Consider the following 12,897-nt stretch of genomic DNA (forward strand, 5'->3'; position numbering starts at 1 on the left):
GGCGGCCAGAAGGTGTCAGGAGTGCACCGGATTCTCGGGCCCCTCGTCGCGGACGAGGCGCAGGCCCGGGCGCGCGGCGGGCGCGGGCGGAGCGGCGCAGGCGGACGGCGCGGGCGGCGCCTCGGCCGGGGGCACGGCGCCGGCGGCGCCCTGCCGCGGGACCGGCTCGTAGCGCTCGGGCAGCGCGAGGCGCAGCACCTCCCACCCGCGGGGGGCGGTGGTGCGGCGGGCGTGCTCGCCGCAGAGGTCGTAGGTGTGGGGCTCGGCGCGGCGCGAGAGCGGGCCGATCACCACCGTGGAGTCCGCGTAGTTGTACGTCAGCGTGGCCAGGGCGTCCCCCTGGCATCCGGTCTTGCTGCAGCGTCGCATGGCTCCCACGGCGACCCAGCCTACTCGGCCCCGGGCGCGGGGCCCGCCCCGGGCCTCGTGTCCTACAGTGTCCGCATGACCGCGCCGGACCCTCTCGACCCCCTCGCGCCCGTGCCGGGCGGCGGAACGGGTGACGCGCCACGCGACGGGACGGGCGCGGGCAGCGGAGCGGACGACGGCTCCCCGGGGGCCGGCAGGCGACGACGGCGCCGTCGCTCCGGCCTGCGCGACCGCCGCGCCCGCGGGCTCCGACACCCGCGCCCCTTCGGGGCCCGCTCGGAGCGCGGCCGCAGCGAGGCGCTGCTGACGGCCGTCGAGAAGGCCGTGGAGCGCCTGGGCGACCTCGAGGCGCCGGGCCTGGCCCGCGTGACCGTGCGCGTCGAGCGCATCCCGGACCGCCTGGAGGAACGGCTGCGGCTGCTCCACGCGGGCGCAGAGCAGGACGAGGAGTCGCTGTTCGCGCGGGCGGAGCGCGAGGGCCCGGACGGCGTGCTGCTCACCCTGTTCGAGCGTCCCCTCATGGAGTCGGCGGACCCGGGGGACCTGGACGGCGCGGTCTACGGGGTGGCGCTGAGCCGGTGTGCGCAGGCCCTCGGCGTGGACCCTCAGGTGCTGGACCCGAGCTGGGGCCGGGCCTAGCCCGCAGTGCGGGCAGGGCGGCCCTGGGACTCAGCCGCGCTCACGGCGCAGGCGGCGGCGCTCCCGCTCGGAGAGCCCACCCCAGATACCGAAGCGCTCGTCGTTCGCCATGGCGTAGTCCAGGCACTGGCGGCGCACGTCGCACGCGGCGCACACCTTCTTGGCCTCGCGCGTGGAGCCGCCCTTCTCCGGGAAGAACGCCTCGGGGTCCGTCTGCGCGCACAGCGCGTCCACCTGCCACGCGAGGTCGCCCTCCACGGGCTCCGTCACGACGCCGGGCAGCGCCTCCCACGGGGATCCGACGGCCGGGGCCACAGCGGGCGCGGGCTGCTGCGGCACCTGCTGCGGGAAGAGGGCGGTGACGGTGGCACGCGGGGCGGCGTCGACGTCGTGGGCGGCGAGGAAGGCCGAGGCCTGCGCCTCCAGGCCCTCCTCCTGCGCCCAGCCGGCGGCCGGATCCGCGGGGTCCAGGAACCAGTCGCTCGGCACGGCGCGGGCGCGAGCGGCGGCCTGACGCGACTCCCCCGCGAATGCGTCCTCGGCGCGCTGCGTGCTCTCCATGATGACGGCCTCCCGGGGCGTTGCGTGCGTGGTTCAGAGCACACCCTACACGGGGAGTTACACGGGTGTGATTCGCAGCCGCCGAGGCCGATCCGCCCCGCGGGACGGGTGCCACACTGGCCCCATGGTCTCCCTCTCCACGCCCCGTTCCGGCGGCCCGCTCGTGGCCCGCCTCGCCTCCTCCCCGCGCCCCGCGATCGTGCAGGAGCCCTCCCCGGCCGGCGCCCCCGCGGCGGACGAGCACGGCGCCGTGGACCAGCGCATCGAGCTCTCCGGCGCGGTCACGGTGAACTGGGCGGCGAAGGCGGCCGGCCTGCTGGCGGACGAGGGCATCGCCCCCGGTGACGCCGTGCACGTGGACCTGCCCGAGCACTGGCTCTCCCACGCCCTCGCGCTCGGCGCGCTGTGTGCGGGCGCCGAGCTCTCGGCGGGGGCTCCCGACGACGGCGGCGCCAGCTCGGGTCCCTCCCCCGCGCCCGCCGCGGTGCTCACCGACCGGCCACAGGACTGGACGGACCCGGCGACGGCGGTGCTCGCCGTCGCGCTGCCGCGCGGGCTCGAGCCCGAGTTCGGCGGGGACGCGGACCTGGAGCCCGGCGTCGTGGACGTGGCGGCGGAGATCCGCGCGCAGCCGGACGCGCTCCCCGGCCCCGTGGACCACGTGACGCCGGGGATGCTGCCGGCGGGGGCCGACGGCGTCGGGGAGAAGGTCGAGGAGAAGGGGGATGCCACGACGGGGGCGGGGCGGGCGCGCCTCAGCCTCGCCGCCGTGCGTCACGCCCTGGAGGCGTGGGACGCGGGTCGGGCGGTCAGCGTTCGGGGGTGACGGCGTCGTCCTGGGGCATGGGCTCGCCCGGGTGCCGGTCGTGGTGGTGGAGCACGGGCAGCTGGCCCGTGAGGAGGGCGATGTCCCCCTCGTAGCCCGGCTCGGCGTCCAGCTCGTCCTTGAACACCCAGAATCGGTAGGCGAAGTACCGGAACGTCGTGCCGAAGAAGAGGCCGATCACGTTGCCGGCGATGAACAGGCCCGTGGGGTCGGTGACGCCCATGAGGTACTGCGCGATGAACACGCAGCCGGCCTGGATGCCCAGGCCGATCGCGTTCATCACGAGGAACATGACGAGCTCGCGGACCACGTTGGCCTGGCGCTTGTGGCGGAAGGTCCAGTAGCGGTTGGCCACCCAGCTGAAGAGGGTGGCCACCACGCCGGCCCAGATCTTCGCCTTGACGTTGGAGCCCTCCATGGGGCCGGTCATGAGCCACCAGAACACGGCGGAGTCGATCACGAAGGCCAGCGCGCCCACGGTGCCGAACTTGGCGACTTCGCGCCAGAGCATCGAGACGAGCCCCGTGAAGCGCTGCCAGAGATCGTTCATGGGCGGGGGCACCTCGTTCGGATGGGGGAAGGGACGAGAGGGGGGAGCGCAGAGCGGACCCCCCGGACGGCTGGGAACACTGTAGCCCCGGGTGTGGGCGACGACGCGCGGCGGGCGGGGCGCGTGGGCGGGTTCACAGAGATCAGTGACGGACTTCCCAGACCGCCGGACTACCCTGGCGAGGTGACTTTTCCTCGACTCGGAGTGATCGGCGGCGGCCAGTTGGCGCGCATGATGGCGGCCCCGGCCGCGGAGCTGGGCGTGCCCTTCCGCGTCCTCGCGGAGGCGGAGGACTCCTCTGCGGCCCAGGTGGCCCCGCATGAGGTGGGCGACCACACGGACCTGGCCACGCTGCGCGCGTTCGCCTCCACCGTGGACGTCCTCACCTTCGACCACGAGCACGTGCCCACCGAGCACCTGCGCGCGCTGGAGTCCCTCGACGTCGCCGTGCACCCCGGCCCGGACGCGCTCCAGTACGCGCAGGACAAGCTGCTGATGCGCGAGGCGGTCGAGCGGCTGGGCCTGCCCAACCCCGCGTGGGCCGCGGTGGACACGCTCGAGGACGTGGTGGCGTTCGGCGACGAGCACGGCTGGCCCATGATCCTGAAGACCCCCCGCGGCGGCTACGACGGCAAGGGCGTCCTCACGCTGGACGACGCCGACGACGCCCGCGCGTCCGCGGCGGACGGCACGCTGGGCACGTGGCTCGCGGCCGACATCACGCCCCTGCTGGCCGAGGCCCTCGTGCCCTTCGCCCGCGAGCTCTCCGTCCAGGTGGCGCGCACGCCCTCCGGCGAGGCCGCCGCCTACCCCGTGGTGGAGTCCGTGCAGACCGCCGGCGTGTGCGACCTGGTGATCGCCCCCGCGCCGGACCTCGACCCCGCCGTGGCCGCGGCCGCGAGCGCCGCCGCCGCGCGGATCGCCGAGGAGCTCGGCGTGACCGGCATGCTGGCCGTCGAGCTGTTCGAGACCCCCGGCGTGGGCCCGGGCTTCCAGGTGAACGAGCTCGCGATGCGCCCCCACAACTCGGGGCACTGGTCCATGGACGGCGCCGTCACCGGGCAGTTCGAGCAGCACGTGCGCGCCGTGCTCGGCCTGCCGCTGGGCGAGACCGCCCCGCGCGGCACCGTGGTGATGAAGAACATCCTGGGCGGCGCGCGCGAGGACCTCTACGCCGGCTTCGCCGAGGCCATGGCGGCCCACCCCGCGGCCAAGGTCCACACCTACGGCAAGGACGTCTCGCCGGGCCGCAAGGTGGGCCACGTGAACGTGGTCGCCGCGCCCGGTGAGGCCCTCGCCGACGTCGTCGCCGAGGCTGAGTCCGCCGCGGCGATCCTGCGCGACGGCGCGGAGGCGGCGCCGTCGTCGTCCGCCCGCCCGACCACCCCCGACGCCACCGCGTCCGACACCCCGGAGGCCCGCCCGTGAGCGCACCCGAGACCCAGGCCGACGCGCCCCTGACCCAGCCGCTGCAGGACGAGGCGCCCGTCGTCGCCGTCGTGATGGGCTCGGACTCCGACTGGCCCGTGATGAGCGCGGCCGCCGAGGCCCTGCGCGAGCTGGGCGTGCCCGTCGAGGTGGGCGTGGTCTCCGCGCACCGCATGCCCCGCGAGATGGTCGAGTTCGGGGCGCGCGCCCACGAGCGCGGCATCCGCGTGATCGTGGCCGGCGCCGGCGGCGCCGCGCACCTGCCCGGCATGCTGGCCGCCGTCACCCCGCTGCCCGTGATCGGCGTGCCCGTGAAGCTCAAGAGCCTGGACGGGATGGACTCGCTGCTCTCGATCGTGCAGATGCCCTCCGGCGTGCCCGTGGCCACCGTCTCCGTGGACGGCGCCGCGAACGCCGGCCTGCTGGCCGCCCGCATCCTCGCCGCGGGCGAGGGCGCGGAGGCCGCCCGCCTGCGGGACGCCCTGGTGGCGCACGCCGCCGGCCTCAACGCCCAGGCCCAGGCCAAGGGCTCCCGCCTGCGAGACCGGATGGCCGCCGAGCGCTGATGGGCAGCATCGCCGCCGCCGACCGCCTGGATCCCGTGCGGGACCCCGTCCGCGACCCCCGCGCCGCCACGCCCACCGAGCGCACCCGCCGCGGGGCCATCCTGCTGGCGCTCACCGCCCTCGTTCCCGGCGGCGCGCAGGTGGTGGCGGGCAGCCGCCGGCTCGGCCGCCTCGCGCTGCGCGTGACCATGGCCGTGTGGGCGGTGCTGATCGTGGGGCTCGTGCTGTGGCTGACGGCCCGCGGCGTCCTGCTGAACCTCCTGGCTCAGGACACCGTGCTGCTGGCGCTCTCCGCACTGCTGGTCGCGCTGGCCGTGGGCTGGGGCGTGCTGTGGGTGGACACCTTCCGCCTGATCCGCGTGAACCTCCTCGCCCCCGGGGCGCGCAACCTCACCGCCGCGTCCACGATCCTCGCCCTGCTCCTCACCACCGGCGGGCTGCTCTACGGCGGCTGGGCCATGAACGCGGGCCGGAGCACGCTCGGCCAGGTGTTCGGGGACGGGCCGGCGGTGGCCCAGGCCGACGGCCGCTACAACATCCTCGTGATGGGCGGCGACGCCGGCGAGGGACGCACCGGGCTGCGGCCCGACTCCATGCACGTGGCCTCCGTGGACGCGCGCACCGGCCGGATGGTGATGCTCTCCCTGCCCCGGAACCTGCAGAACGCGCCCTTCACGCAGGACTCGCCGCTGTGGCAGGCGTACCCGGACGGCTTCTCCTGCGGCGACGACTGCATCCTCAACGCCCTCTACATGGACGTCACCAAGAAGCACGCCGACCTCTACCCGGGGGCCGCCGACCCCGGAGCGGAGGCCATGATGGACGCCGCCGGCGGCATCCTCGGGCTGGAGATCACCGGGTACGCACTCATGGACATGGGCGGCTTCGCCCAGCTGATCGACGCCATGGGCGGCGTGGACGTGGTCTCCGGCGGGTACGTCACCCACCGCGGACAGCGCCCGGACGGCGAGTGGGGCAACGTGTGGTGGGCCCCGGGCGAGCACCACTTCAACGGCGAGGACGCTCTCGCCTTCGCACGCTCGCGGCACTGGTCCTCGGACTACGCGCGCATCCGTCGCCAGCAGTGCATGCAGGCCGCCATGCTGCAGCAGTTCACCCCGGCCACCGTGCTCACCCGCTTCGAGGAGATCCTGAAGGCGGGCCAGCAGGTGGTCACCACCAACCTGCCGCAGAGCCAGCTCGGCACGTTCGTGGACCTGGCCGAGCGCTCCCGCGGCCAGGAGATGGAGCGCCTGACCATCGGCCCCCCGGACTTCGGCACCGCCGAGGACCACTTCACCACCTACCCCGACTACGACGAGGTCCACCGCCGCGTGGACGAGGCGCTCGCCGGGACGGGCTCCTCCTCGGACGCGTCGTCGGAGAACGCGTCGTCGTCGGGCAGGACGGGCGAGGCGGGCAGGACGGGCGAGGCGGGCGTGAGCCCGCTGCCGCTGCTCGCCGTGCTGTCCCAGGCCGCCGCGGAGGAGGACGGCGTGGACAAGGACGACCCGAGGACCTGGCCCGCGGCCCCCACCCGGCCCGACGGGCAGCCCTACACCGCCGAGGACCTCATGCGGGCCGAGGACGCCGGGCAGGAGGACGTGCTGAACCTGGTGTCCTCGACCAACGGACTGTGCGCGCCGGCCTGAGCCGCCTGCCCCGAGGCCCCTCGCCTAAGCTGGAGGGCATGCATGTCCTCGAGCCGATCATCCGTGACTACGCGTGGGGCTCCACCACCCTGCTGGCCGGTCTGCAGGGCCGCGAGCCCACCGGTGAGCCGGAGGCGGAGCTGTGGCTCGGCGCCCACCCCGGCGCCCCGTGCGGCGTTCCGATGGGAGACGGGCGGCGCGTGGGCCTCGACGAGCTCGTGGCCGCGGACCCCGAGGCCATGCTGGGAGCCGCGGCCCCCGGCGGGCGGCTGCCGTACCTCGTGAAGCTGCTCGCGGCGGGGCAGCCGCTCTCCATCCAGGCCCACCCCACGCTCGAGCAGGCCCGCGCCGGGTTCGCCGCCGAGGAGGCCGCGGACGTGCCGCGCGACGCGCCGCACCGCAACTACAAGGACGACAACCACAAGCCCGAGATGCTCGTGGCCCTCACGGAGTTCTCCGCCCTGTGCGGCTTCCGCCCCACCGAGGAGTCCTCCCTGAGCTTCGAGCGGCTCGCCCAGACCCTCACCGAGTACGCGGACGGGCAGACGTCCGTGGCCGCCGTCGCCGCCGCCCGCATGAGCCAGGCGCTCGCCACGGGCGATCTGGAGGGGACGTTCTGCGCGCTGCTCGACGGCGAGTCCGCGTGGTCCGCCCCCGGCGCCGTGGCCCAGGCCGTGGAGGCGCTGCAGGGCGCGGAGCAGCTGATCCTGCAGGATCCGGCGCTGGCCACGGCCGTGGAGCTGGCCCGGCACCACCCCGACGACCCGGGCGTGCTCGTGGCCGTGCTGCTCAACCGCGTGGACCTGGCCCCCGGCCAGGCGGTGCACCTGCCGGCCGGCAACGTGCACGCCTACCTGCACGGGCTGGGCGTGGAGGTCATGGCGGCGTCGGACAACGTGCTGCGCGGGGGGCTGACCGTCAAGCACGTGGACATCCCGGAGCTGCGGCGCGTGGTGGCGTTCGAGGCGCTGCCCGTGCCCTACACCGAGCCCGAGCGCGTGGCGGACTCCGTGGTGGCGTACCGGCCGCCGTTCGAGGAGTTCGAGCTGCTGCAGGCCACCCTCGACGACGACGGCGACCGCGCGCTGACGCTCTCCGGCCCGGGCCTCGCGGTGGTCACCCGGGGGCGGGCCCGGCTCGCCCTCGCCGGGCAGGAGGTCGTGCTCGGTCCGGGCGAGGCCGTGTTCCTGCCTGCCGCGGAGACGGCGGGCGGCCCACTCGTCGTCGCGAGCGCGGACGGCGCCCCGGCGACCGTCCACGCGGCGGGCCTGCCCCGCCACTGAGCACTTTCGCTAGGGAAAAGGCAGGGGGTGGGGGTCAGCGGCTCAACGCTCCTCGAGCCACTTGGCCCACTTCTTGACGTCGTGCTCGGCGTCCACGGTGCGGACGGTGCCGGACTTCGAGCGCATCACGATCGACTGGGTCTGCACGCGGCCGTTCACGAAGCGCACGCCGCGCAGCAGGTCGCCGTCGGTGATGCCGGTGGCGGCGAAGTAGCAGTGGTCCGAGGTGACGAGCTCGTCCGTGGTGAGCACGGCGTCCAGGTCCAGGCCGGCGTCGAGGGCCTTCTGGCGCTCGGCCTCGTCCACGGGGGCCAGGCGGCCCTGGATCACGCCGCCGGTGGCCTTGATGGCGCACGCGGTGACGATGCCCTCCGGGGTGCCGCCGATGCCCATCATCATGTCCACGCCGGTGTCCGGGCGGGCCGCGGCGATCGCGCCGGCCACGTCGCCGTCGAGGATGAACTTCACGCGGGCGCCGGCCGCGCGGATCTCCTTCACGAGGCCCTCGTGGCGCGGGCGGTCCAGCACGCACACGGTCACCTGGGAGACGGGCTTGCCGAGGGCCTTGGCCACGAGGTTCACGTTCTGCTTCACGGGCAGGCGCATGTCCACGAAGTCGGCGGCCTCGGGGCCCACCACGAGCTTGTCCATGTAGAACACGGCGGAGGGGTCGAACATGGTGCCGCGCTCGGCCACGGCGAACACGGAGAGGGCGTTGTTGTAGCCCATCGCGGTGAGGCGGGTGCCGTCGATCGGGTCCACGGCCACGTCCACGGGGGCGCCGGCGCCGTCGCCGACCCTCTCCCCGTTGAACAGCATCGGGGCCTCGTCCTTCTCGCCCTCGCCGATCACCACGGTGCCGTCCATCGCCACGGTGTCCATGAAGGAGCGCATGGCGTCGACGGCGGCACCGTCGGCCTTGTTCTTGTCGCCGTAGCCCACCCACGGGCTCGCGGCGATGGCGGCCGCCTCCGTCACGCGCACCAGCTCCATCGCCAGGTTGCGGTCCGGGACATGGTTCTCGTAGCCGGTCTTCTCCGAGGACGCGTTCGTCATCGTGTCTCCGATCCTTCTCGCGGTGCGCCGTCGCTGCGGACTGGCGTGTGGGCGGCTCTGCCCTCCCCGTCATCCTACGGCGGGAGTGGCAGAATGCCTCGGGTGAGCTCCCCCGCACCCGAGACCGCACCGGCCGCGCCGGCGCCCCGCCCCGTCCTGACCGCCAAGCAGGCGCAGCGGGCCAACCAGCCGTGGATCGGCATGCTGCTGTCGGTGCTCGCCACCCTCGCCCTCGTGCTCGTGGTGGTCGCGCTCAACCCGAACCCCGCGCCGCGCGCTCCCGGGGACCGGGTGGACGTGGCGGAGGCCGCCGCCACGGTCCCTCACGACGACGGCGCCCTCCCGGCCCTGGCCCCCGAGGTCCCGGAGCCCTGGTACGCCAACTACGCCCGACTGCAGCCGATGGACGGGCTGCAGACGTGGGACGTCGGCTGGGTGGTGACGGACACCGTGTTCGCCGGGCTGCGGCAGACCGCGGACGCCGACGCCACCTGGCTCGCGCTCCGCGTGGGCACCGCCCCGGCCGAGGAGTCCGTGGACGTGGACGGGATCACGTGGCAGCACATGGAGCCCAAGGAGTCCGCCGAGCAGCACTTCGTGGCCGAGGTGGACGGCAGCATCGTGGTGCTGACCACCACCGGCGGACGCGAGGTCCTGGAAGACCTGGCCCGCGCCGTCGCAAAGGAGATCCGATGACCACCCCCCAGAAGCCCACCGCCGCCGCGGCCCCGATGGCCCGGCGCCCGCACACCCCGGCCGAGGCCTGGCGCCTCCTGCAGGAGGGCAACCGCCGGTTCGTGGAGGGCGACCCCGGCCATCCCAACCAGGACGCCGAGCGCCGCTCCCACCTGACCGCCGGGCAGGAGCCCATCGCGGCGATCTTCGGCTGCTCCGACTCCCGCCTCGCCGCGGAGATCATCTTCGACGTGGGCCTCGGCGACGTGTTCGTCATCCGCACGGCGGGCCAGGTCATCGACGACGCCGTGCTCGGCACGCTCGAGTACGCCGTGGACGTCCTGGACATCCCGCTCGTGGTGGTGCTCGGCCACGACTCGTGCGGCGCGGTGACCGCCGCCGTCGAGGCCTACGAGACCGGGACGATGCCGGCCGGCTTCATCCGCTCGCTCGTGGAGCGCATCACCCCGTCCGTGTTCGCCGCGCAGCGCGCCGGCGTGACGGACGTGGACGGCACGGTCGCGGAGCACGTGGACCAGACCTGCGACCGCCTCGTGGAGAGCTCGCGCTCCCTGTACCGCGCCGTCCGGGACGGGCGCGCCGCCGTCGTCGGCCTGACCTACTCGCTGGCCGAGGGCACCGCGCAGCCCGGCCGCGTGCTCGGCGACCTCGAGGTCTGAGCCCCGGCACTTCCGTTCGGGAGATCGTCGTCTCCCCGTCGCCGTCGTGACGGCGAGACGACGGTTTCCCGAGCGAATGCGAAAGACGGTGCGCGGTGGGGCCCGAGAACTAGGATGGCGGCATGACCGCACAGAACAGTGAGCCGCAGTTCCGCATCGAGCACGACACCATGGGCGAGGTGAAGGTCCCGGTCGACGCGCTCTACAGCGCCCAGACGCAGCGCGCCGTGGAGAACTTCCCGATCTCCGGCAAGACCCTCGAGCCCGCCCACATCCACGCGCTGGCCCAGATCAAGAAGGCCGCCGCGAAGGCGAACGCCGAGCTCGGGATCATCTCCCAGGAGCGCGCGGACGCGATCGTGGCCGCCGCGGACGAGGTGATCGCCGGCGAGCACGACGACCAGTACCCGATCGACGTGTTCCAGACCGGCTCCGGCACCTCCTCGAACATGAACACCAACGAGGTGCTCGCGAACCTCGCCACGCAGTCGCTCCAGGCGGCCGGCTCCGAGGAGACCGTCCACCCGAACGACCACGTGAACGCCTCGCAGTCCTCCAACGACGTGTTCCCCACCTCCGTGCACGTGGCCGTGACCGGCGCGCTGATCAACGACCTGAAGCCGGCCCTGGACCACCTGGCCGCCTCGCTGGAGAAGAAGGCCGAGGCGTTCTCCGGCATCGTGAAGTCCGGCCGCACCCACCTCATGGACGCGACCCCGGTGACCCTGGGCCAGGAGTTCGGCGGCTACGCCGCCCAGGTGCGCTACGGCATCGAGCGCATCGACGCCTCCCTGCCCCGTGTGGCCGAGGTGCCCCTCGGCGGCACCGCCGTCGGCACCGGCATCAACACCCCGAAGGGCTTCTCCGCCCGCGTGATCGAGCTGCTCGCCGAGGAGACCGGCCTGCCGATCACCGAGGCCCGCGACCACTTCGAGGCGCAGGCCAACCGCGACGGCCTGATCGAGGCCTCCGGCCAGCTGCGCAACATCGCCTACTCGATCATGAAGATCAACAACGACCTGCGCTGGATGGGCTCCGGCCCCAACACCGGCCTCGGCGAGATCGCGATCCCGGACCTGCAGCCGGGCTCCTCGATCATGCCGGGCAAGGTCAACCCCGTGATCTGCGAGGCCGCCATCATGGTGTGCGCCCAGGTGATCGGCAACGACACCACGATCGCCCTCTCCTCCACCAACGGCGCGTTCGAGCTGAACGTGGGCATCCCCGTGATGGCCGCCAACCTGCTCGAGTCCATCCGCCTGCTGGCCAACACCGCCCGCGTGATGGCGGACAAGATGATCGACGGCCTCGAGGCCAACGAGGAGCGCTGCACCTTCCTGGCCGGCGCCTCCCCGTCCATCGTCACCCCGCTGAACAAGGTGATCGGCTACGAGGCCGCCGCCGCGATCGCCAAGCACTCGGTGAAGAACAAGATGACCGTGCGCGAGGCCGTGGTGGACCTCGGCTACGTGGAGCGCGGAGAGGTCACCGAGGAGCAGCTCGACAAGGCCCTGGACACCATGTCCATGACGCACCCGGAGTGATCCTCCCGGGCGGCTGAGCGCCGCTGCCCTGACCCACGACGACGAAGGCCATCTCCCAGCGGGAGGTGGCCTTCGCTGTGCGTCGGGGTGTCGGCGACTCTGGAATCTGTGGTGGCCGCGCCGAAGAGTCTCTCAAGGACCCACCGTGACCGACCACGACGTCCGGCGACTGCCGGCGCACCCCGATCGTCCTCGACTCCCGCCCGGAACGGTGCTGACAACGACGACCCGGGCGCCAGTCTGAGCCGCGCCCCCTGGACGTCGTCAGGACTCTCAGCGGACCATCACCAGCACCCCGACGGCCGCCACCACCATCGCCGGCCCGAACGGCAGCGCAGTGGACCGGCTCGCCCGCCGCAGCGCCACCAGCACGAGCGCTGTGAGCCCGCCCAGCAGGATCGCCCCGACGCCGGCCGCCACCACGGCAGCCGGCCCGCCGGCCACGCCCGTGTAGAGGCCCAGGCCCGCGGCGAGCTTCACGTCGCCCATGCCGAGGCCGCCTCCGCTGAGCAGATGCAGCACGAACATCGCCACGGCGTAGCCGAGCCCGCCGAGCATGCCGCCCGCCACGAGGTCCCACCGTCCCGCGAGTGCCGCTCCCCCGGCCATCCCCACGAGCCCGCCCAGCGCGAGCCGCAGGGTCCAGCGATTCGGCAGCCGGTGCTCCCGCAGGTCCGTCCGCACGAGCACCGCGCAGCACAGCGCGAACCACGCGACGGCCAGCACCCACACCGCCGCCGTCGTGATGTGCCCGGCAGCCACCGCCCACGCCCACCAGCCCATGCGGACCACCCCCCTCCCCGGCCCAGCGTAGGGCCGTCTCCCTGGCGCGCGCCCGCTCATCCACAGGCCGCGGATCCCGATGCGCCCCACTTCTCCCGGCCCACCGTCAGCTCTCTCACATACGGAACACAACGTTGCGTCCGCCGCAAGAGTGGGGCTACAGTTCAGTGATGGTCAGGCCCCAGGGTCGGATCATTCCTGAGACTCCATGGCCCCGATCCCGTTTTTGAGGGGCCATGGTGGCGGGCTTCCTCGGTCCCCAATCCCCCCTCCGCGGGGCCGAGC

At 74.0% G+C, this 12,897-nt stretch carries 14 protein-coding genes; 9 read left to right on the forward strand and 5 right to left on the reverse strand.

What is annotated here, in order from left to right; all coding sequences use genetic code 11:
* Positions 1 to 15 precede the first annotated feature (15 nt).
* The gene (locus NJC10_RS05420; protein ID WP_319075196.1) at positions 16 to 369 is read right to left on the reverse strand and encodes a DUF3499 family protein; all 354 of its coding nucleotides are present in this window, start codon (positions 367 to 369) and stop codon (positions 16 to 18) included.
* Between the two features lie 75 nt (positions 370 to 444).
* Here NJC10_RS05420 and NJC10_RS05425 point away from each other — a divergent pair, with 75 nt between their 5' ends.
* Positions 445 to 1,008: a hypothetical protein gene (locus NJC10_RS05425; RefSeq protein WP_319075084.1), complete on the forward strand. Its 564-nt coding sequence runs from the start codon at positions 445 to 447 to the stop codon at positions 1,006 to 1,008.
* A gap of 30 nt (positions 1,009 to 1,038) precedes the next feature.
* On the opposite strand, the gene NJC10_RS05430 is transcribed toward NJC10_RS05425, so the two are convergent.
* On the reverse strand, positions 1,039 to 1,569 hold the full coding sequence (locus NJC10_RS05430) for a WhiB family transcriptional regulator (protein WP_319075086.1): 531 nt from the start codon (positions 1,567 to 1,569) through the stop codon (positions 1,039 to 1,041).
* A gap of 124 nt (positions 1,570 to 1,693) precedes the next feature.
* Here NJC10_RS05430 and NJC10_RS05435 point away from each other — a divergent pair, with 124 nt between their 5' ends.
* A complete protein-coding gene (locus NJC10_RS05435; protein WP_319075088.1) occupies positions 1,694 to 2,395 on the forward strand; it encodes a TIGR03089 family protein in 702 nt (233 codons plus the stop codon).
* On the opposite strand, the gene NJC10_RS05440 is transcribed toward NJC10_RS05435, so the two are convergent.
* A complete protein-coding gene (locus NJC10_RS05440) occupies positions 2,379 to 2,945 on the reverse strand; it encodes a GtrA family protein (protein ID WP_319075090.1) in 567 nt (188 codons plus the stop codon). The two genes, NJC10_RS05435 and NJC10_RS05440, sit on opposite strands and share 17 nt — an antisense overlap.
* A 183-nt stretch (positions 2,946 to 3,128) precedes the next feature.
* On the opposite strand from NJC10_RS05440, the gene NJC10_RS05445 reads away from it, so the two are divergent.
* From NJC10_RS05445 to manA, 4 genes are all read left to right on the forward strand, one after another.
* Positions 3,129 to 4,373, forward strand: coding sequence for a 5-(carboxyamino)imidazole ribonucleotide synthase (locus tag NJC10_RS05445; protein ID WP_319075091.1), 1,245 nt, complete (start codon positions 3,129 to 3,131; stop codon positions 4,371 to 4,373).
* Positions 4,374 to 4,447: 74 nt separating this feature from the next.
* Entirely contained in the window at positions 4,448 to 4,939 is a 492-nt protein-coding gene (gene purE, locus NJC10_RS05450; protein WP_319075197.1) for a 5-(carboxyamino)imidazole ribonucleotide mutase, read from the forward strand.
* A complete protein-coding gene (locus NJC10_RS05455) occupies positions 4,939 to 6,591 on the forward strand; it encodes an LCP family protein (protein ID WP_319075093.1) in 1,653 nt (550 codons plus the stop codon). The genes purE and NJC10_RS05455 overlap by 1 nt, the downstream gene beginning before the upstream one ends.
* A gap of 38 nt (positions 6,592 to 6,629) precedes the next feature.
* Positions 6,630 to 7,874: a mannose-6-phosphate isomerase, class I gene (gene manA / locus NJC10_RS05460; protein ID WP_248115438.1), complete on the forward strand. Its 1,245-nt coding sequence runs from the start codon at positions 6,630 to 6,632 to the stop codon at positions 7,872 to 7,874.
* Positions 7,875 to 7,916: 42 nt separating this feature from the next.
* On the opposite strand, the gene glpX is transcribed toward manA, so the two are convergent.
* Positions 7,917 to 8,930, reverse strand: a complete 1,014-nt coding sequence (gene glpX / locus NJC10_RS05465) for a class II fructose-bisphosphatase (RefSeq protein ID WP_248115437.1) — start codon at positions 8,928 to 8,930, stop codon at positions 7,917 to 7,919.
* A 93-nt stretch (positions 8,931 to 9,023) separates the two neighbouring features.
* Here glpX and NJC10_RS05470 point away from each other — a divergent pair, with 93 nt between their 5' ends.
* The 3 genes from NJC10_RS05470 to NJC10_RS05480 all read left to right on the forward strand — a co-directional run bounded on the left by NJC10_RS05470 (position 9,024) and on the right by NJC10_RS05480 (position 11,829).
* The gene (locus NJC10_RS05470; RefSeq protein ID WP_319075096.1) at positions 9,024 to 9,626 is read left to right on the forward strand and encodes a DUF4245 domain-containing protein; all 603 of its coding nucleotides are present in this window, start codon (positions 9,024 to 9,026) and stop codon (positions 9,624 to 9,626) included.
* Entirely contained in the window at positions 9,623 to 10,285 is a 663-nt protein-coding gene (locus NJC10_RS05475; protein WP_413466398.1) for a carbonic anhydrase, read from the forward strand. Before NJC10_RS05470 ends, NJC10_RS05475 begins: the two co-directional genes overlap by 4 nt.
* 122 nt (positions 10,286 to 10,407) lie before the next feature.
* Complete coding sequence (locus tag NJC10_RS05480) at positions 10,408 to 11,829, forward strand: class II fumarate hydratase (protein ID WP_248115435.1); 1,422 nt, start codon at positions 10,408 to 10,410, stop codon at positions 11,827 to 11,829.
* 273 nt (positions 11,830 to 12,102) lie between these two features.
* Here the strand turns inward: NJC10_RS05480 and NJC10_RS05485 are convergent, their stop codons facing one another.
* Positions 12,103 to 12,612: a prepilin peptidase gene (locus NJC10_RS05485; RefSeq protein WP_319075100.1), complete on the reverse strand. Its 510-nt coding sequence runs from the start codon at positions 12,610 to 12,612 to the stop codon at positions 12,103 to 12,105.
* Between the last annotated feature and the right edge of the window lie 285 nt (positions 12,613 to 12,897).

The organism is Micrococcus sp. M4NT (assembly GCF_033790745.1).
Taxonomy (GTDB): Bacteria; Actinomycetota; Actinomycetes; order Actinomycetales; family Micrococcaceae; genus Micrococcus.